The organism is Frankia sp. R43 (assembly GCF_001306465.1).
In the GTDB taxonomy this organism is placed as follows: Bacteria; Actinomycetota; Actinomycetes; order Frankiales; family Frankiaceae; genus Parafrankia; species Parafrankia irregularis.
In genome coordinates, this window is record NZ_LFCW01000007.1 from 262383 (window position 1) to 279238 (window position 16856).

Below are 16856 nucleotides of genomic sequence, written 5' to 3' on the forward strand. Positions count from 1 at the left end.
CGAACCGGCTGTGCACCTGTCTGGGAGGATCCGCATGAAACGTTCCTGGCTCGTCCGTGCCGCCGCGACGATCGCCTCGGTGGCCGTCGCCGGTGCCGTGGTGAGCACGTCGTCGGCGACGGCGAAGCAGCCGCGGCGCGACGATCCGGCCACGGTCGCGTTCGCCGCCACCACGCGGTCGACGTCCTGGACGCAGGTGCAGAAGATCTCGCTGCGCTTCCCGACCTACCATCCGCAGGGCCTGGCGCTCGTCGGCGACAAGATCTTCCTGTCGACCGTCGAGATCCTGGAGGCTCCGGTGCGCTACCCGGCGCCCGTCGACGGCTACGACCGGACGCCGGGTCGGGGCGTCGGGCATGTACTCGTCCTGGACCGGCAGGGCACCCTGCTCAAGGACGTGACCCTCGGCGAGGGCACGGTCTACCACCCCGGCGGCATCGACTTCGACGGGACGTCGGTGTGGGTCCCGGTCGCCGAGTACCGGCCGAACAGCAAGGCGATCGTCTACCGCCTCGACCCGCGGACGTACCGGGTCGCCGAGGCGTTCCGGGTGAACGACCACGTCGGCGGGGTCGTCCGGGACCGGGAGACCGGCATCGTGCACGGCGTCAGCTGGGGCTCGCGCACCCTGTACGCCTGGTCGGCGAACGGCCGCCAGCTGACCCGGCAGGCGAACGAGGACCACATGCTCGACTACCAGGACTGCGACTACGCCGGGGCCGGCAAGCAGATCTGCGGCGGGGTCACCGGCCTCGCGACCGCCACCGGCGGCAGCTACGAGCTGGGCGGGATCGCGCTGCGCGACCTGTCGGACAACGCGATCCTGCACGAGGTCCCGTTCCCGAGGTTCTCCTCGGCCGGCCATGTCGTCACCCGCAACCCCGTCGCCCTGGAGCGGACGGGTAACACGCTGCGCCTGTTCACCGCGCCGGACGACGGCGAGGAGATCGCCGGCACGGAGCTGATCGTGTTCGAGTCGCCCGTCGCCTGAGACCGAGGTCGGTCTGCCCGGCCGGGTGCGGTGCCCGGCCGGGTGCGGTGCCATGCCCGCCAACTACCAGAAATGCTCAACTCTTCATTGCGAACGACTCGGCCTCCGGGGACTTCGGTGACGCCGAGGCTGGGACAGAAGACCCCGGGTGCGGGATGGCGGCCACGGCCCCGTCGCGGCGCAGCAGGGCCGCCACGGCGAGGGCGGCGACGGCGGCCGCAACGGCCGCGCAGGTCAGCGCGAGCTGCATGCCGTCGACGAACGCGCTCTGCGCCTGGCGCGCCACCTCGGGTGCCAGCCGGGAGGCGACCGCCAGCGAGGAGCGGGCCTGTTCGACGACCTGATCCGGCAGACCGGCCGGCTGCAGCTGGTCCCGGTAGGTCGACTGCATGACGCTGCCGAGCACGGCGATGCCGAGCGCGCCGCCCAGCTCACGGGCCAAATCGTTCACCGCCGAGCCGACGCCCTGCTTCGCGGCCGGCAGCGCCTCGGTGATCGCGGTCGTCGCGGGGGTCATGGCCAGGCCCATACCGGCGCCGAGCGGCAGCAGGCCGGCGAGCAGCGACCAGTAGGCGCTCGTGCCGTCCAGCCGCGAGATCACCAGCAGACCGGTGGTGACCAGGACGAGCCCGAGAATGATCACCGGGCGCGCGCCCACCCGGGGAAGCAGCCGGGGCGCCATCCCGCGGGCACCGGACATGATCGCCAGGGACATCGGCAGCAGGCTCAGGGCCGCGCGCAGCGCGCTGTCGCCCCGGACGAGCTGCAGATACTGCAGGACCAGGAAGATGAAACCGAAGAAGCCGAAGAACTGCACGGTGATCGACAGCGTCCCGGCGGCGAAGGCGCGATGACCGAACAGGCGCGGGTCGAGAAGCGGAGTGCGGGCCCGAAGCTCCCAGGCCACGAACCCGGCCAGCACCGCGAGCCCACCCGCGATGCCGCCGAGCGTCCGGGGGCTGGTCCATCCCTCGGTCGGCGCCTCGATCACCGAGTAGACCGTGACGCCGAGGCCGACCACCGTCAGCAGCGCGCCGAACAGATCCAGCCGCGGGGCGGACGGGTCGGCCGACTCGGGGATCACCCGCAGCGTCGCGGCCAGGGCGACCACGGCGAGCGCGACGTTCAGCCCGAAGACGGAACGCCACGACCAGAACTCGAGGAGCAGGCCGGAGGTGAGCACTCCCAGCAGGGCGCTCGCCCCGGCGACGCCCGTCCAGGCTCCGACGGCGCGCGGACGCTGGTCCGCGGGGAAGGTCGCGGTGATGGTCGACAGGGTCGCCGGCATCACCAGGGCGGCGCCGGCGCCGAGCACCGCGCGCAGGGCGATCAGCCAGCCGGGAGTGCTCACCGCCAGCGCCGCCACCGAGCCGGCGCCGAAGATCGCGAGGCCGGCGATCAGGGCTCGGCGGCGTCCGTACCGGTCGCCGATGGCCCCGCCGAGCAGCAGCAGAGCAGTGAATGGCAGCGCGTAGGCATCGATGATCCAGGACAGCTGGGTCTGGGTGGCATGGGTGTCGCGCGCGATCGACGGGAGCGCCACGTTCAGCGACGCGACGGCGGCGACGACGGTGGCGAGCGCGAGCATGATCACTGGGAGGGTGGCGTGGCTGGTGGCTCCGGCGGCGCCGCTGCGAACGCCGGTGCCGACGGTGCCGCTTGCACCGGTTGCGCCGCTGGTACCGACGGGGCCGACGGGGCCGTTCTGCGGGCCGGTCGGCGGCTCCTGGGCCGCCGTGGGGATGGTCATCGTGACCTCCGGTGGGGAGATTCTGACGTTGCCAACCTGCGGTACCGCGTCCCATGATTTCAACGGTGATGAATAAACCCGTCGCGGGCAGCCGCGGCCGACGGCCCGGCAGCCCGGACACCCGCGCCGCGATCCTCGAGGTCGCCCGCCGCCGTTTCCTCGACCAGGGATATCGCTCGGTCTCGCTGCGTTCGATCGCCGCCGAGGCCGGCGTGGACGTCGCCCTGATCAGCTACTTCTTCGGCTCCAAGAAGGGCCTGTTCGGTGCGGCGCTCGGCCTGGTCGCCAACCCGCCCGAACTGCTGTCCAGCGCACTGCGGGGTGACCGGGCCACCATGCCGGAGCGGGTGCTGCGCACGATCCTCACCACCTGGGACGAGCCCGACCTCGGCGGCCAGCTGGAGGTCATGGCGGTGGCGCTGATGCAGGAGCCAGAGTTCGCCCGGCTGTTCCGGGAGGTACTGGAGCGCGAGATCATCGGTCGGGTGGCCGAGTACCTGGGCGGCGCCGATGCCCCCCAACGGGCAGCCGCGTTCAGCGCGCAGGTGGCCGGCATCATTTTCAGCCGCTACATCCTCCGGCTCGAACCCATCGCGAGCATGCCCGCCGATGAATTAGTCCGGTACCTCTCCCCCGGGCTGCGCGCCGTGCTGCGCTCCCCGCACCCCGGCTGGCGATGACGGTCACCGCGAGCGACACGGAACTGGCCACCCGTGCCATATTCGGACGCGTGACCACTCCGCAGGAGACACGCAGACGACTTCCGGCCTTCGCCGAGGTCGGGCTCGGCCTGGGCCAGATCGTGGAGGGCGAGCTGCCCGGCACCGTCGAGGTGCTTCCGACGATGTGGGCGTCCGGCAGCCGCCAGCCGATGATCTCGATCGCGGCCACCTGGGTCGACACCCAGCTCGGCATGCTCGCCATCCAGGCCCTCGAACCGCGGCTGGTGGTCACCCTCGAACTGGACGTCCACCTGTTCGACGGGATCGACGGCGCCACCTCACTGCGCACCGCTGCGCGCATCGCCCGCGCCGGGTCGTCGGTTGTCGTCGCCCGGATGGACATCACCACGGCGGCGGGGGCACGGGTCGGTTTCGGCCACGGCACGTTCATGGCGGCACCCGACCCGACGAAGACGATGCCCAGCATCGCGAAGGCGCTGGCCAGGTACCAGGCCGGGCAGGCACCGCTGGACGAGCCGTTCGCGCGGCGGGTCGGCTGTGAGCGCACCGCGCCGGGCGAGGCCGTGATGCCCGTGGCCCCCTACGTGGTCAACGGCACGAAGGCGATCCAGGGCGGCCTGCTCACGGCGACCGTCGAGGAGGCCGCGCGCTCCGCCGACCCCGGCAACCGGCCGCTGGCGCACATGCACGTCCGCTACCTGCGGCCGGTGCGGGTCGGGCCCGCTGTCGCCCGTGCCGCCGTGCACGGCGGCATCGGCGAGGTCGACGTCCACGACAGCGGCACCGGGGCACTCGCCCTGATCGGCACCACCCACGCCGCCACCAGCTGAGCCGGGCACCGGCCTCCGGCGGCGGCCCAAGGCCGCGGTTCGAAGAGCCACGGCCACCCATCGAGATGCCGCATCGCCGCGCAGCACCACGATTTACCGTGAAAGGGGCGTAGGTCCGCCTGGTAACCCGCAAGAGTGACGGATTTCGGTCGTTGGAACGACAAAAATCCTTCATTCTTGCGACTCGCCAAGCCGAACCGCCAGCCCACCAGCTCACCGGGCCACCGGGCCACCGGGCCACCGGGCCACCGGGCGCTAAATCACCGATGATCTACGTGCTATTTCCATGGTCAACCATGTGCTAATTTCATGATCACAACTGCGCGAGCGTCGACGGCCACCACCCGCTTCACCTCTGGCTGAGCCGGAAGGACGTCCGAAGGCGGGCACCGCCTGGCCGCATGCCACCGACGGATCCGAGCCCGCACCCGCCCCATAGTTTCAGTTACAGCATTACTGAAGCTAAGATTCGACCATGGTTTCAGGTCTATCGGGCGGCCAGCGGGCCGGAGACGCCCAGGCCGGCACGCGCGCGGGCGCGGGCACCGGCTGGCCGGCCCTGGGCTGGGAGGAGCACGACTGGGCCTCGAAGATCCCGGATGATCTGGTCTCCACCCGGATGCGCGCACGCCATCAGGGTCCGTATCGGGCCGCCGTCGTGCCGATGATCGCCGACCGGGCTCCGTCGCCACCCGTCCACGTGGCGTCGCTGGCGGACGACGCCTCGGCCGAGATCGCCCGCTTCGACGCGGAACTCGGCGCGGAGGTCGCGCCGTTCGCCTCCGTGCTGCTCCGCTCCGAGTCCGCCTCATCCTCCAGGATCGAGAACCTCACCTCGGGAGCCAAGGCGATCGCCCTCGCCGAGCTCGGCAGCACCGAGAAACGCAATGCGGCCGAGATCGTCGGCAACGTCGCCGCGATGCGGGCGGCCCTCGACCTCGCCGACCGCCTGGACGAATCCGCCGTCCTCGCGATGCACGCCGCGCTGATGGCGGGCCACGCGCCGGGCATCGGCGGCCGGTGGCGCGAGGAGCAGGTCTGGATCGGCGGCGACTCCTACGGGCCCCATGGGGCGTCGTTCATTCCCCCGCACCACTGCCACGTCCCGGCCCTGATGGCGGATCTCCTGCGCTTCGCGAACAGGGCCGATGTTCCGGTCCTGAGCCAGGCGGCCGTCGCGCACGCCCAGTTCGAGACGATCCACCCGTTCCCCGACGGGAACGGCCGAACCGGCCGCGCGCTCGTCCACGCGATGCTGCGTCGCCATGGCCTGACCCGCAACGTCACGGTGCCGGTCTCGGCCGGCCTGCTCACCGACACCGCGGCCTACTTCGACGCCCTCGACGCCTACCGTGACGGCGACGTGGCCCCGATCGTCGAAAGGTTCGCGACGGCGTCGGTCACCGCGATCACGAACGGGCGCCAGCTGGCGAGCGAGCTGCGGGCGATCCGCGCCGGCTGGGAGAACCGGCTGAGGATCCGGCGCGACGCCCGGGCGTGGCAGCTCGCGGACCTGCTTCTGCGCCAGCCCGTCGTCGACGCCCAGGCGGTGGCGGCCGAGCTGGGTGTCACCCGGCAGAACGCCCAGCGGGTGATCGCGCCGCTGGCCGAGGCCGGGATCATCACCGAGTTCACCGGCTTCACCCGCAACCGCATGTGGCAGGCCTCCGAGGTCCTCAGCGCACTGGACTCGTTCGCCGCCCGCGCCGGCCGCCGCGGCGCCCCGTAGCGGCCAGCGGGCACACCCGGCCAGCGAACGTGGGTCGACGGGGCGGCAGCAATGCCGAGCAGATGCGTTGGGGCGGCGGAGATCCGGGCCGGCGGAGATTCGGGCCGGCGCAGCATCCTGCTGCCATTTTTAAGCTATAGCATGCCGGGGGGCTTGCCGCAAGACCCAGGTTGTACCGCAGAATCGCGGACCGAAGCCGGAACTGCGGAAACGAGGGTCGCGATATGCACGTGTCGCTGTCGACGAACGAGCCACGCGGGGTGGACATCCACCTCGGTTCGGAGCCGCTCGCGTGAATCCGGTGACGACGAGCGCGTTCGGTCTTCCCGACCATCTCGCCGGCAAGGCCGCGCCGGAGCTGATCGCCGACGACGAGCGGCATCTGGCCGCCGTCGCGGCGAACCTGGAGCAGTCGATCGCCGACCTGGTCCGCCGCCTCGACGCCGAGCGGCTGGCTCCCGGTGGTCTCGGCCAGGCGGCGATGGATCGGGACATCGAGATCTACCGGCTGAGCACCCGCCTGCGCGCCCTGCGCCGCTTCGGTCTGGACCTGTGCCTCGGCCGCATGGTCCACCCGGACGAGCCCGAACCCCTGTACGTCGGGCGGCTCGGCCTCACCGACGACGCGGGGCGCCGGCTGCTGCTCGACTGGCGCTCCCCCGCGGCCGAGCCGTTCTTCGGCGCGACCCATGCGAACCCGATGGGCCTGACCAGCCGCCGCCGCTACCGCTGGACCCGTGGCCGGATCAGCGACTACTGGGACGAGATCTTCACCGACGACGTCTTCGACGGGCACGCGGCACTCGACGACCAGTCCGCGTTCATCGCCAGCCTCGGCAGCAGCCGGACGTCCCGCATGCGCGACGTGCTCGGCACCATCCAGGCGGACCAGGACGCCATCATCCGGGCCGGGTCGGACGGCGCGCTGGTCGTCGACGGCGGCCCGGGCACCGGCAAGACCGTCGTCGCGCTGCACCGCACCGCCTATCTGCTCTACTCCGACGCCCGGGTCGGGGCCCGCCGGGGTGGTGTGCTGGTGGTCGGCCCGCACCAGCCGTACCTGGCCTATGTGGCGGACGTCCTGCCGAGCCTCGGGGAGGAGGGCGTGCAGACCTGCACCGTGCGCGACCTGGTCACCGAAGGCGCGGCGGCGGTGGTCGAGGCCGACCCGGAGGTGGCCCGGCTGAAGTCGTCGGCGGACCTGGTGGGGGCGATCGAGGCGGCCGTCCGGTTCTACGAGGAGCCCCCCACCCAGGGGATGACGATCACGACCGGCTGGTCGGAGCTGTGGCTCGGCCCCGACGACTGGGCCGAGGCCTTCGACGCGCCGGAGCCCGGCACCCCGCACAACGAGGCCCGTGACCGGGTCCTGGCGGAGCTGCTCACGATCCTGCTGGACAAGCACATCGCCGCCGCCGGCATGGACGCCGACGGCGGCGACCGCGGTGAGGCCACCGCCGGGCTGGTCCGCCGGTCGCTGCTGCGCAACCGGGAGCTGCTCACGGCCCTGAACAACGCCTGGCCGCTGCTTGAGGCGGCCGACCTGGTCGCCGACCTGTGGTCGGTACCCGCCTACCTGCGCAGATGCGCGCCGTGGCTGGGCCTGGACGAGGTCCGCCGGCTCCAGCGCCCGCGGGCGGGCGCCTGGACCGTCGCCGACCTGCCGTTCCTCGACGCGGCCCGCCGCCGCCTCGGTGACCCGGCCGAAGCCCGCCGCCGGCGCCGGCAGTCCGCCGCGACCGCGGCCGAACAGGAGCGCATGACCAGGGTCATCGACAACCTGCTCGCGGCCGACGACGACGGTGAGGGTGCGATGACGATGCTGCGCGGGCAGGACCTCCGGGACACCCTCGTCGACTCCGCCGCGCTGCCGGCCGCCGACCCGGACCTGCTCGCCGGCCCGTTCGCGCACATCATCGTGGACGAGGCCCAGGAGCTGACCGACGCGCAGTGGCAGATGCTGCTGGCACGCTGCCCGTCCCGCAGCTTCACCGTCGTCGGGGACCGCGCCCAGGCCCGGCACGGCTTCACCGAGTCGTGGCAGGAGCGCATCGGGCGGGCCGGCTTCGACCGGATCACGCTGGCGTCGCTGACCGTCAACTACCGCACCCCCGAGGAGGTCATGGCCGCCGCCGAGCCGGTCATCCGCGCGGCGCTGCCGGACGCCAACGTGCCGACCTCGATCCGCAGCAGCGGCCTCCCCGTCGTGTACGGGTCGACGTCCGAGCTGGGCACGGTTGTCGACAGCTGGCTCACCGCGAACGCGGACGGGACCGCCTGCGTCATCGGCGATCCGACGTTCGCGGCGACGTCGCGGGTGCGGTCGCTGCCACCGGAGCTGTCGAAGGGGCTCGAGTTCGACCTGGTCGTCCTCGTCGACCCGGCGGCGTTCGGCGACGGCATCGAGGGGGCCGTCGACCGCTATGTCGCAATGACCCGCGCCACCCGGCAGCTCGTCATCCTCACCAGCCCCTGACACCGGTCACCAGGGTCACCGGAGCGCCACGGCGCCGGGGCGGTCGAGTTGCCGGCCCCGGCGCCGCCACCGAGGATCAGGGCGCGCACGACCTGGGAGGTGCGGCATGGGTGATCCGGGTCTTCCCTTCGAGGACCGGCAGGACTTCGCCGACGCGGAGCGGGGGCTGATCGCGGCACTGGACCCCGGGGTGGTCGAGGACGACCACGGCGCGGTGGTCTGGGACAACGACTCCTATGCGTCCTTCCTGCGTGGTGACGGCGCCGACTCGGTGCACCGGAGCCTGTGGCGGCAGTCGTCGCTGGTCACCCGCCAGGGGCTGTTCGAGGTCGTGCCCGGTATCTACCAGGTGCGGGGCCTGGACCTGTCGAACGTCACGTTCGTGGAGGGCGACACGGGCGTCGTCGTCATCGATCCGCTGTTGTCGGTGGAGACCGCGCGGGCGGCGATGAAGCTCTACCGGTCGCAGCGCGGCGACCGGGCGGTCACCGGTGTGATCTACACGCACAGCCACGCCGACCACTTCGGCGGGGTGAAGGGCGTCGTCGACGAGGCGGACGTCGACGCCGGCCGGGTGCCGGTGATCGCGCCGCAGGGGTTCCTGGAGCACGCGATCGCGGAGAACGTCTACGCGGGCACGGCGATGGCCCGCCGGGCCGGCTACATGTACGGCGCGGCGCTGCCCCGCGGGCCCCGGGGCGGGGTCGGGGCCGGGCTGGGGCAGACGACCTCGACCGGGACGGTGAGTCTCATCCCGCCCACCGTCGACATCACCCGGACGGGCCAGGAGCTGACCGTCGACGGGGTGCGGATGGTGTTCCAGCTGGCGCCGAACTCCGAGGCACCGGCGGAGATGCACTTCCTGCTCCCCGCACGGCGGGCGCTGTGCATCGCCGAGAACGCCACCCACACCCTGCACAACGTGCTGACGCTGCGCGGGGCGCTGGTGCGCGACCCGCGTTCCTGGGCCCGTTACCTGACCGAGGCCATCGAGATGTTCACCGCAGGCGCTGACAGCGCCGGCGGCGCTTCGGGCGTGGACGTCGTCTTCGCGTCGCACCACTGGCCGACCTGGGGCGCGGACAACGTCGTCGAGTTCCTTCGGCTGCAGCGTGACCTGTACGCGTACCAGCACGACCAGACGGTCCGGCTCATCAACAAGGGCTGGACCGGGGCGGAGATCGCCGAGATGGTCGAGCTGCCGCCAGCCCTGCGGCGTGCCTGGCATGCACACGGCTATTACGGCTCGGTGAGCCACAACGTCAAGGCGGTCTACCAGCGCTACATGGGCTGGTACGACGGGAATCCGGCCCGGTTGTGGCAGCATCCCCCGGCGGAGGCGGCACGCCGCTACGTCGAGTTCATGGGCGGCGCCGACGCCGTGGTCGACAAGGCGCGCCGTTGCGGCGACGAGGGCGACCTTCGGTGGGCCGCGCAGGTGCTCGACCATGTCGTGTTCGCCGAGCCCGACCACAAGGAAGGCCGGGCCCTGCTCGCGGACGTGCTCGAACAGCTCGGGTTCGGCTGTGAGAACGGCACGTGGCGCAACTGCTACCTTTCCGGGGCGCAGGAGCTGCGGGACGGCAACTTCGGCACACCGACCGTGACCAGCGCCCCCGACCTGCTTGCCCAGCTGCCACCGGAGATGTTCCTCGACGCGCTGTCGGTGCAGGTGAACGGGCCCGAGGCGTGGCATCTCGACCTGGCGATCCGCTGGGTGTTCCCCGACGACGGGCCGGACGGGTCGTCCTTCCGCACGACGCTGACCAACGGCGTCCTCACCGCGGTGCGCGGCGGGGCAGGCGACGTCTCACTCACGATCACCCTGCCCCGGGCGGCGATGGCGGCGGTGGCCGCGGGCCGCCTCGACGCCGCCCGCGGCGCCGGGCTCTCACTCGACGGCGACGAGCGGACCCTGCGGCAGCTGCTCGGCGTCCTCGACCCCGGCGACCCCGGTTTCAACATCGTCGAACCCTGATCCGCCCCTGATCCGACACCTGTCGTTGGCATTGCCGGCAAGCAAGGAAGGAGGATTTCGGCTGCCCCAACGACCAAAACCCTCACTTCTTGCGGATTATCAGGCGATTCTGCGGGCCTTTTGTCGCTCTTGTCATGAATTGCCGGCCCAGGTGCCACGGCACGCCACCAGCGGAGCGGAGCTCATAGCCGCGCAGGGAGATCGCCAGCTGCGGCCGATGGCGGGCAGCTCCCCGCCGGTCACGGGCAGCTCCCCGCCGGTCAGCGGCCACCGCCGATCGCCTTTCCGAGCAGCAGGGCGCCGAGCAGGAGGAACAGCACCATCATGACCGGCCCGTTGTGCGCCACCATCCACCGCCGCCACTCGTCGAGCGGCACCCTCGCCCGTTCGCCCAGCGCGAGGTAGGCGACCAGCGGTGTCAGGATGCCCACCGTGCCGAGCAGCGCATAGACCGCGAGCGCGCCGGCCTGGGTCAGCCCGGACACCCCGCTCTGGGCGACCACGGCCGCGGCGGTCACGGTCAACGACAGGTTCTTCGGGTTGGCAGCCGCCACCAGCGCGCCGAGCCTCGCCGACCGCCGCGGGCCGAAGCTCTGGATCGTCGCCATCCAGGTCGGCTGGGGCGCCGGGTGCCGCCCGTCCGGACGGTGCCGCCACAGCTGGGCCGCGCGCCACAGGAACAGCACCCCGAGACATCCCTTGATCACCCGCACCGCTGCCGTGGGACCGCTGTGAGCGCTGTAGTCGCGGCCGTCCGCGACGGCCAGGGCGATCGCGGCGACAGCGCACAGCCCCACCAGCCAGCCGACCGCGAAGGCCGGCCCACTCGCCCGCGCCCGCGGCGCGCCCAGCAGCAGGATCATCGCGACGATCGGCAACGGGCTGATCGCCGCTCCGACCGCCAGCGGCAGGAGCGCCTCCGCCGCCTCACCCACGACCGGACATTTCGCTCCGGCGATGGGCCGTCCGGAGCGGCCCTCGCACCGGGCCTGTCAGAGCTGCAGGTTGCCCTCCCACGGCGCTGGCCGCCCTCCTCCGGACTTGCACCCATCCAATCGATGACTACTCTTCGAACTCGATCTACCACTCCAAGTATCCCAGCGTGGCGGGCGGCCCGCTCAGAACCGGCCAGCCACCGGCCGAGGAGCCGGAAGCAGGCACCGGAAGCGAGGGCAGGCGACGGTGACCGACGATCCGCCCTCGCGGGACCAGCTCGGGCCCGAGCCACCCCCGCACCCGCCCGGTGGCCGTGAACCGTCTCCCGCCGCCCGTCCGGCGGCCGACTCCAACGCGCGTGACCACCTCGCCAAGCCACCATCCGTGGCGGGTCAGCCCGCAACCGCCGGCCCGCCGTGCACACTGAGCCGGTGGATGATCGTGCCGAAGCGAGCGAGGTGCCAGCCCGCGGCGTGCCTGCGCCCGACGCGATCGTCGGGCGCAGGCGGGAGATCGCGGCGCTGCGCGGATGGCTGAGGTCGGCTGACGGCGGCGCCGGTCGTCTGGTGCTGTGCGCGGGCGAGGCGGGAATCGGGAAGACCCGACTGGCGCGCGAGCTGGCCGGGATGGCCCTGGCCGGCGGGTGCGCCGTGGCGTGGGGTCGCTGCGCCGAGACGGAGGGCGCACCCGCCTTCTGGCCGTGGCGCCAGGTGCTGCGGTCCCTCGGCGTCGATCCCGACGGTGTGCTGGGGCGCGGCGAGGCGCAGTCGCCGCAGGACAGGTTCCGGGTGTTCGAGGGCGTCGCCGACGCAGTCGGTGGCATCGCGGCCCGGGGTGGGCTGACCGTGGTCCTCGACGACATCCACCGCGCCGACGAGCCTTCTCTGCTCGTCCTGCGCCATCTTGCCGACCAGGTGGCCGACGCGCAGCTGCTGATCCTCGCCACCTTCCGTGACCGCGAACCGGCCGGCGCACTCGCCCGCGTGTTGCCTGATCTACTGCGGTCACCGGCCGCCGTGCGTCTCGACCTACGGGGATTCGACCTGGCGGAGGTCAGCGAACAGCTGCGGCGTATGACGGCCTCGGGGACGGAGGTCGCCGCGTCCGACGGCGAGTCCACCGCCACCGCCACCGCCGACGAGGCCGACGCCAACGCCGACGACGACGCCGACGACGACGAGGCCGAGGCCGAGATGACGGCGTCGGCGACGGCGCGGCTGGTGCTTGAGGTCACCGCTGGGAACCCGCTGTTCGTCCGGGAGATCGGGCGGGCGGTGGTGGACGGCACCTGGCGACCGGAGCAGCCCCCGCGCACCGTGCTCGACGCCGTCGGCGCCCGGCTCGACCGGGTCGGTCCACAGTGCCGCCGGCTGGTGCAGGCGGCCGCCGTCGCCGGCCGGCGTTTCGGGATCGCGCTCGTCGCCACGGTGATCGGCGAGCCCGTCGAGGAGTGCCTGCGGCTGGCCGACGAGGCGGTCGCGCATGGCCTGCTCGACCGGCTCGGCGCCGGCGAGTTCCAGTTCGTGCACGTGCTCACCAGGGACGCCGTCGAGGCGTCACTCGCCGGCCCGGAAGCGGCCAGCCTGCACCGCGCGGTTGCCACCGCCCTCGCGGACCGGTTCGCGGACGATCCGGCCGAGCACCTCGCGGACATCGCGCGGCACTGGGCGCAGCTCGCACCCTACGGCGCGGCCGAGGCCGAGGTGGCCCGCGGCTGGACGGCACGGGCCGCCGATGAGGCGGTGCGCCGCCTCGCCCACGAGGAGGGCACACGACTGTACCGGGCCGCTCTCGCCTTCGGCCAGAGCTCGACGACTGACACCGAGCGGTGCCACCTGCTGGTCGCGCTCGGCCGGGCCAGCTACCTGGCCGGTGATCTGGCTGGCTGCCTGGACGCCGCCGCCCGGGCGGCCGACGCGGCACGCGCGGCCGGACGGCCCGATCTGCTCGCCGACGCCGCGCTGGTGCTCGAGGCGGCGCCGGGGCAGGACGTCAACGCGCTCGCCCACCAGCTCTGCGAGGAGGCCCTCGCCCGGCTGGGCACAGCCACAGCGGCCACTGGCACAGCAGCCGCGACCGCGGTGTCCGAGGACCCGACGGTGGCGTTGCGCGCCCGGCTGCTGGCCCAGCGTGCCCACCTCGCGTTCTACGCCGGCGAGCAGGACCAGCTGGCGAGCCAGAGCGCCGAGGCGCTCACGCTCGCCCGCAGGTGTGGTGACGACCAGGCGCTCACCGCCGCGCTGCGCGCCCGGCAGGAAGCCTGCCCGGGGCCGGCGGGCCGGGAGGAACGGCTTGCGCTGGCCACCGAGATGCTGGCGCTCTCCCGGCGGACGAACAGTGCCCGAACAGCCATGTGGGGCGAGCTGTGGCGAATCGAGGCACTGGTCGAGAGCGGCCAGCTTCCGGCGGCAGCCGATGAGCTCGCCGGGCTGCGAGCAGCTGTCGAGCAGGTCGGCGGACCGGTCAGTGCCTGGCACCGTGACCGGGCCACCGCGTGCGTCGCCCAGGCGCGGGGCCGCTACGCCGAGGCGCTCGCGGCCGGGCGGCGCGGGTTCGACCGGATGCGTGTCATCGAACCCGCACCGGCCGGCGGCGCCTACATGGCGCTCACCTACGCGCTCGCCTGCCACCTCGGCCTCGGCGCCGGCACCGGCGTCGGCAGCGGCTTCAGCGCCGGGGCCGGGGCCGAGGCCGAGGCCGGCAGCGAGGCGGACAGCGAGGCGAAGGCGGTCCTGCTGCAGACGTTCGAGCCGCCGCCCCGCTTCCGGACGATGGCCCCGCTCACCCGGGCGGCCATGTTCCTCATCGCCGGGCAGCCGGAGGCGGCCGCGGCGACGTACGAGCTCGCCGGGCCGCCCGCCTCGTGGTCGCTGCCGGCGTTCTTCGTCCTGCCTGGCCAGGTGTACGCCGTGCTCACGGTCGCCGGACTCGTCACCGCGGGGCTCGGGAGGGCCGACGAGCTCGACGGCCTGCTCGAGCGGCTCCAGGCGTTCCGCGGCGAGCACGCCAGCGGCGGCGGGGTCTCCTACCTGGGTCCGGTGGAGCTGGCGCTGGGGCGCGGCGCGCTCACCCTCGGCCGGCTCGACCAGGCCGTCGACGACCTGACCACCGCGGCCGGGATCGCGGGCCGCGCCGGTGCGCCCGGCTTCGCGGCCCAGGCGCGATACCACCTGGCGACCGCGCTGCTGGCTCGCGGCGCGCCCGGCGACCGGGACCTGGCCGTCGCGGCCGCCCGCGATGCCAACCGCGTCGCACAGGTCCTCGGCATGACGGCCTACACCGGCCTGACCTCGGCACTGGTCGCCGACCTCGGCGATGCCGGCACGCCCAACGGCGCCCGCTCACCCGCTGACATCCACCTGCCTGCGTCGGTCGGCGAATCCGCCACGCTCGGAGGGTCTGTCGCAGTCGGAGGGTCTGCCGTGGCCGGAGGGTCTGCCGTGGTCGGCGGACCCGCTGCCGCGGAGCTGGTGCCGGATCCCGGGGAGGAAATGCTGAGCCCGCGGGAGCGGGAGGTCGCCCGCCTGGTCGCCGAGGGCCTGACCAACCGGCAGATCGCGGCACGGCTCGTCATCTCCGAGCGCACCGCGCAGAACCACGTCCAGCACATACTCACCAAGCTCGGTTTCCGCGCGCGCAGCCAGATCGCCGCCTGGGTCGTCCGTAACTCACGCGATGAGCAGCGGATGAGTATGCCCGCTGAGTAGTTCGGCGGACGTCACAGCGCCGCCTCCCGCCTAACGTTCCTCCCGTCGCCAGCCCTCCCCGGGCCGGAAGACGAAAAGAGCCAAGGAATTCGGGAGGAACCAGAAATGCAGTGGATCACCATCGCCATTCCGCCGTTCGAGACGGTCGAGCAGGCCGACGCCGTGTTCGCCCAGGTGGGCGCGGAGCCCGCCGGGCTCCGGGAGCGCTATGTCGGGACGGGCCCCGACGGCAGGCTGCGTGTCGTCGCCCTGTGGGAGTCGAAGGCGCACGCGGACGAGTTCTTCGCGACGGCGCTGGGCCCGGCGCTGGCCCGCGCACTGGGCCCCGAGCCCGCCGGCCGGCCCGAGGTCATCGGGATCGACGTCGCCCGCGCCTACGTCAGCCGGCCGACTCGTTGATCAGCCCCCTGGCTCGAAAGGTCCAAACAGGCAATGAGGCTTCAGGCAGGCCGGATCGCGCTGGTCGCCGCTGTTCTGTGGTCGGCCAGCTGGGCCGTCGCCGACAGCGCCGCGGCGTCTACGTCGGTCTCCGGTTTCGCGAACCGCAGTGGCGATTTCAATGGTGACGGGCGGGACGACATCCTTTCCTTCGACCAGCAGACCAACGGCGTGGAAGTCGCCCTGAGTACTGTCCTGCCGGCGCAGTGGAGCTCGTTGCAGACCTTCGGGGTGCGGGAGCGCTGGGCGGACACGCCGCGCGGGCCGGACGATCTGACGCTGGTCGGCGACGCCGACGGAGACGGCCTCGACGACCTTGTGACCATCACCGCGCGGAAGGGCGATGCCGGTGTGGTCCGCGTCTGGCTCAGTACCGGCTCCACGTTCGTCGACTCGCCCGGCTGGCAGGACTCCCTGCCGGCCGGGCAGCTGGTGACCGCTGACGACCTGGCGGTCGTACCGGCGGTCGGCGACTTCAACGGCGACGGCCGGGCCGATGTCGCGGCCTTCGTCACCGTCGGCCCCGCGGCCGGCACCGTCCGGTTCGCGCTGTCGACCGGTACCGGTTTCGATTCCTTCCAGACCGTGGCCGACGCGTTTCCCGCCGGGACTGGAACAGCGCCCGAGGTGGGAGACTTCAACGGCGACGGCCTGGACGATCTCGCCTTCTTCACCCGAGGCACCACCGCGGACGTGTATGTCTCGGTGTCGACCGGTTACGGGTTCGATCCCGCCGTGCTGTGGCATGACAGTTTCGCGGGCGGCAGCGGGTATCCCGCGGTCGGGGATTTCAACGGTGACGGCCGGGACGACATAGTGACCTTCACCCACGACGCCGCGGCCGACGTGTACGTAGCACTGTCGACGGGCAGTGGGTTCTCCGCGACGACGAAGTGGCAGGACAACTTCGCGGCCAAGCCGGCATACCCGGGAGTGGGCGACGTCAACGGTGACGGCCGCGACGACATCCTGGTCTACACCGCCGGTCCCGACAATGACGTTCTGGTCGCGCTCAGCACCTACTTCTGGACGCCCCGGACTGGTGTCGTCCGGTACTTCGGAAACAGCGAAAAATGGCACGACAACTTTCCGATGGGAAACTACGCACTAGGCATCGCATACTGGCCCTGATCTTTTCCCGGGCCCACTGTGCCGTGCACGACTGCTGCTTCCGTCTCGACCTCGATGTCCTGTTCGGCGTCACCCGCTGCGGCTGAGCGCCCCGCAGCCCACCGGCCCGCGCCCCGCGTTCGCCGCACCACGGCGGACCCGGGGCTTCGGCGTGCTGCGTATCGGCTGTATCCCAAGCCGGGGTCCGCTCACGCAGCCGGCCGCACA

11 protein-coding genes are annotated in these 16856 nt (G+C 72.5%); 9 read left to right on the plus strand and 2 right to left on the minus strand.

The window, feature by feature from the left end; genetic code table 11:
* Positions 1–34 precede the first annotated feature (34 nt).
* The gene (locus ACG83_RS28675) at positions 35–991 is read left to right on the plus strand and encodes a DUF6454 family protein (RefSeq protein WP_054569368.1); all 957 of its coding nucleotides are present in this window, start codon (positions 35–37) and stop codon (positions 989–991) included.
* Between the two features lie 76 nt (positions 992–1067).
* Here the strand turns inward: ACG83_RS28675 and ACG83_RS28680 are convergent, their stop codons facing one another.
* Positions 1068–2741, minus strand: coding sequence for an MFS transporter (locus ACG83_RS28680; RefSeq protein ID WP_235498246.1), 1674 nt, complete (start codon positions 2739–2741; stop codon positions 1068–1070).
* A 68-nt stretch (positions 2742–2809) separates the two neighbouring features.
* On the opposite strand from ACG83_RS28680, the gene ACG83_RS28685 reads away from it, so the two are divergent.
* The 5 genes from ACG83_RS28685 (at position 2810) to ACG83_RS28705 (ending at position 10437) form a co-directional block, all read left to right on the plus strand.
* A complete protein-coding gene (locus ACG83_RS28685) occupies positions 2810–3421 on the plus strand; it encodes a TetR family transcriptional regulator (RefSeq protein ID WP_235498247.1) in 612 nt (203 codons plus the stop codon).
* Positions 3422–3471: 50 nt separating this feature from the next.
* On the plus strand, positions 3472–4254 hold the full coding sequence (locus ACG83_RS28690; RefSeq protein WP_235498248.1) for a hypothetical protein: 783 nt from the start codon (positions 3472–3474) through the stop codon (positions 4252–4254).
* A gap of 475 nt (positions 4255–4729) precedes the next feature.
* Positions 4730–5983 (plus strand): Fic family protein, encoded by a 1254-nt coding sequence (locus ACG83_RS28695; RefSeq protein WP_116437404.1) that lies wholly within the window; start codon positions 4730–4732, stop codon positions 5981–5983.
* A 292-nt stretch (positions 5984–6275) separates the two neighbouring features.
* On the plus strand, positions 6276–8459 hold the full coding sequence (helR, locus tag ACG83_RS28700) for an RNA polymerase recycling motor ATPase HelR (RefSeq protein ID WP_054569370.1): 2184 nt from the start codon (positions 6276–6278) through the stop codon (positions 8457–8459).
* 106 nt (positions 8460–8565) lie between these two features.
* A complete protein-coding gene (locus tag ACG83_RS28705; RefSeq protein WP_054569371.1) occupies positions 8566–10437 on the plus strand; it encodes an alkyl/aryl-sulfatase in 1872 nt (623 codons plus the stop codon).
* Positions 10438–10697: 260 nt separating this feature from the next.
* Here ACG83_RS28705 and ACG83_RS28710 read toward each other — a convergent pair whose 3' ends face one another.
* Entirely contained in the window at positions 10698–11372 is a 675-nt protein-coding gene (locus ACG83_RS28710) for a GAP family protein (RefSeq protein WP_054569372.1), read from the minus strand.
* 474 nt (positions 11373–11846) lie between these two features.
* Here ACG83_RS28710 and ACG83_RS28715 point away from each other — a divergent pair, with 474 nt between their 5' ends.
* The 3 genes from ACG83_RS28715 (at position 11847) to ACG83_RS28725 (ending at position 16649) form a co-directional block, all read left to right on the plus strand.
* Positions 11847–15080 (plus strand): AAA family ATPase, encoded by a 3234-nt coding sequence (locus ACG83_RS28715; protein ID WP_235498249.1) that lies wholly within the window; start codon positions 11847–11849, stop codon positions 15078–15080.
* Between the two features lie 105 nt (positions 15081–15185).
* Positions 15186–15479 carry a hypothetical protein gene (locus tag ACG83_RS28720; RefSeq protein ID WP_054569374.1) on the plus strand — a complete coding sequence of 98 codons (294 nt, stop codon included), beginning with the start codon at positions 15186–15188 and terminating at the stop codon, positions 15477–15479.
* A gap of 33 nt (positions 15480–15512) precedes the next feature.
* Positions 15513–16649, plus strand: a complete 1137-nt coding sequence (locus ACG83_RS28725; RefSeq protein WP_054569375.1) for a VCBS repeat-containing protein — start codon at positions 15513–15515, stop codon at positions 16647–16649.
* The last annotated feature ends 207 nt before the right edge of the window (positions 16650–16856 follow it).

What these genes read in the sequence shown, in the direction of transcription:
- ACG83_RS28675 (WP_054569368.1), top strand. Translation starts at nt 35, where the DNA reads ATGAAACGTTCCTGGCTCGTCCGTGCCGCCGCGACGATCGCCTCGGTG.
- ACG83_RS28680 (WP_235498246.1), bottom strand. Translation starts at nt 2,741, where the DNA reads ATGACCATCCCCACGGCGGCCCAGGAGCCGCCGACCGGCCCGCAGAAC.
- ACG83_RS28685 (WP_235498247.1), top strand. Translation starts at nt 2,810, where the DNA reads ATGAATAAACCCGTCGCGGGCAGCCGCGGCCGACGGCCCGGCAGCCCG.
- ACG83_RS28695 (WP_116437404.1), top strand. Translation starts at nt 4,730, where the DNA reads ATGGTTTCAGGTCTATCGGGCGGCCAGCGGGCCGGAGACGCCCAGGCC.
- ACG83_RS28705 (WP_054569371.1), top strand. Translation starts at nt 8,566, where the DNA reads ATGGGTGATCCGGGTCTTCCCTTCGAGGACCGGCAGGACTTCGCCGAC.
- ACG83_RS28720 (WP_054569374.1), top strand. Translation starts at nt 15,186, where the DNA reads ATGCAGTGGATCACCATCGCCATTCCGCCGTTCGAGACGGTCGAGCAG.
- ACG83_RS28725 (WP_054569375.1), top strand. Translation starts at nt 15,513, where the DNA reads ATGAGGCTTCAGGCAGGCCGGATCGCGCTGGTCGCCGCTGTTCTGTGG.